This is a genomic window from Microcystis sp. LEGE 08355, from assembly GCF_015207185.1.
Taxonomy (GTDB): domain Bacteria; phylum Cyanobacteriota; class Cyanobacteriia; order Cyanobacteriales; family Microcystaceae; genus Microcystis; species Microcystis panniformis.
The window spans coordinates 1-2,142 of the sequence record NZ_JADEXI010000714.1; the positions used below are offsets into that span (position 1 = coordinate 1).

Sequence of the window (2,142 nt, forward strand, 5' to 3'; positions counted from 1 at the left end):
CTTTTTCCATATCTCGCACTCTAGCATATATCGTGTAAATGCGCTAATATTTAACAGTAAAGCCGTCGTAGAACGACGGGGTTTCAGACCCAAATTTTCGATGACTGGAATTATGAGTCAACTCAGTCCCCTACAAGCCGAACAAATCAAGGAAATCGGGACTTATTTACGTCAAAAACGGGAAGAAAGCTGCCTGAGCATAGACGATATCGCCGCCCTGACGATGATTAGATTGCCAATGCTAGAAGCGTTGGAAACGGGGAATTGGCAGAAATTACCAGAATTAATTTATGTCAAGGGATTTATCAAACGCTACGGTGATGCTCTAAAAATTGATGGTAAAGCTTTAGCCGATCGCTTGTCTCCTAGTGCGGAACAATTAGCTCAAGAGGTAACTATTCCGAAAACACTGCCCACAAAAGTTACCCCTCTCCCCAAAGCTGAACCCGCTGCCCCAAAAGTGGAACTGGTGAAACCAGAAAAACCAGCCCCGGAAACTGGCTCCCAACCGGCTAAATCAACCTTTTTCGGGATGTATCTCTGGCTAGGCTTGCTGGCGGGCATATTTTGTGGTATTGGCTATCTTTTCCTCCGTCCCCCTCTCTCTAACCTCCCTGCCGTTACTCCCTCTCCTTCCCCCGTGGTTTCCCCCGCGCCGGTAGTCCCTCCCGCACCGATAGCCTCTCCTTCCCCTTCTCCTCAGTCAAAAGTTCCCCTCTCAGCCGAAGTAACTATTGAACAGGCCGCTTGGGTAAGGGTAATTGCCGATGGCCAAAAAGTCCATGAAGGCAATCTCCAACCGGGTACTAAACAAACTTGGACAGCCCAAAAGAGTTTAAATATTCGATCGGGCAATGCTGGCGGTGTTAAAATCTCTCTTAACCAAAAACCTGCCCAATTAATGGGTAAAGCTGGCCAAATTGGCGAAATCACCCTAACTGCACCTCCTCTCAGTCATCAGTAAACAGTAATCAGTAATCAGTGAACTAAAAACTCACATCTGAAAACAAGGGCCGAATCTAAGACCTAATTGGTTAAGCTAAAAGCTTTGATATGCTTAGTTTCTAACCTTCTTTTTAGGTAGGAGAATTGTCAGATTCTGTCTTTTGCCCCTTGCCTTCAGAAGCTGAAAACTGATAACTGATCACTGATAACTGATAACTGATAACTGATTAGGCTGCATCATCCCAGATGGGGGTAAGGGTTTTATAATCGTAGCGGGAAGCGTTGGGATGACAGGTGACACAGGTGGTATGACCGAGAGGAGTGGGTAAATTGACCCTAGGATGCAAAACCTTTACATAGGTGGACTGTTCAATTAAGAGGGGAACAAAAGTAGTCTGGGTAAGAGGGCGGGAAGAATAACTGAGATAATCCCAGATAAGACGCTGAGTAATGCCAACAATTGGTTTTAAACGGATACCATAGTGAGAATTAGGATTTTCTAGGATTTTTTTCCAAGTTTGACTGGGTAGGATGCTGGGAGGAATGGCAATATGGCAAGTGGCACAATTTTCTAGATAGGTTTGCTGTCCAATTTGATAACGATTCAGCACTGTATCCGAGGAAGGGGATTGGGCGATCGCTGGTTGTTGAAGTAGCGAAGCCAGTAGAATACCCCCTAGAATACTGAGGAGAAAGAGGATCAGAAAAAAAATCGATTTCACTTGACCGCTGGAAGGCATGACTGGGATGACGAGTAATTGAACACAATTTTGACACTCTCGCCATCACAATGCCAAGCTGTGTGATGGGAGATTCTTGCTTCACAGAAACCTGCTTTTTGAGACGAATCCCAAGGAGTCTTACAGTCTCTCCACAAGCTTAAACTCCTGACTGCCCATCAGTATTTGGGAGCTTCTGGTTTATGTGTGGAAACGAGGTCTATACTGATATTTTCTAGTTTCTTCCGCCGCTCGACTGAGCGTTCGACAAAAGCTCACGCCGAAGGCATCGCCGAACGTCAAAATAGCCCTAAAAGTCTTGCTTGATAGGTATTTCACGGTTTCATAAGCAAAAATTAAGTAGGTAGGCGTTAAAAATTATCAGATGCCCCCCTTATCAAGGGGGGACTAAGGGGGGATCGGCACCCCCCTTATCAAGGGGGGACTAAGGGGGGATCGGCACCCCCCTTATCAAGGG

Annotated in this window: 2 protein-coding genes; one reads left to right on the forward strand and one right to left on the reverse strand. The window is 45.9% G+C overall.

The window, feature by feature from the left end:
- Positions 1–100 precede the first annotated feature (100 nt).
- Positions 101–964 carry a helix-turn-helix domain-containing protein gene (locus tag IQ242_RS23225; protein WP_193961578.1) on the forward strand — a complete coding sequence of 288 codons (864 nt, stop codon included), beginning with the start codon at positions 101–103 and terminating at the stop codon, positions 962–964.
- Between the two features lie 208 nt (positions 965–1,172).
- On the opposite strand, the gene IQ242_RS23230 is transcribed toward IQ242_RS23225, so the two are convergent.
- Positions 1,173–1,685, reverse strand: a complete 513-nt coding sequence (locus IQ242_RS23230; RefSeq protein ID WP_193961579.1) for a dihem cytochrome c family protein — start codon at positions 1,683–1,685, stop codon at positions 1,173–1,175.
- Positions 1,686–2,142: the final 457 nt, after the last annotated feature.

Excerpts from the sequence above, each read along its gene's own strand:
- IQ242_RS23225 (WP_193961578.1), top strand. The coding sequence starts at position 101 with ATGACTGGAATTATGAGTCAACTCAGTCCCCTACAAGCCGAACAAATC.
- IQ242_RS23230 (WP_193961579.1), bottom strand. The coding sequence starts at position 1,685 with ATGCCTTCCAGCGGTCAAGTGAAATCGATTTTTTTTCTGATCCTCTTT.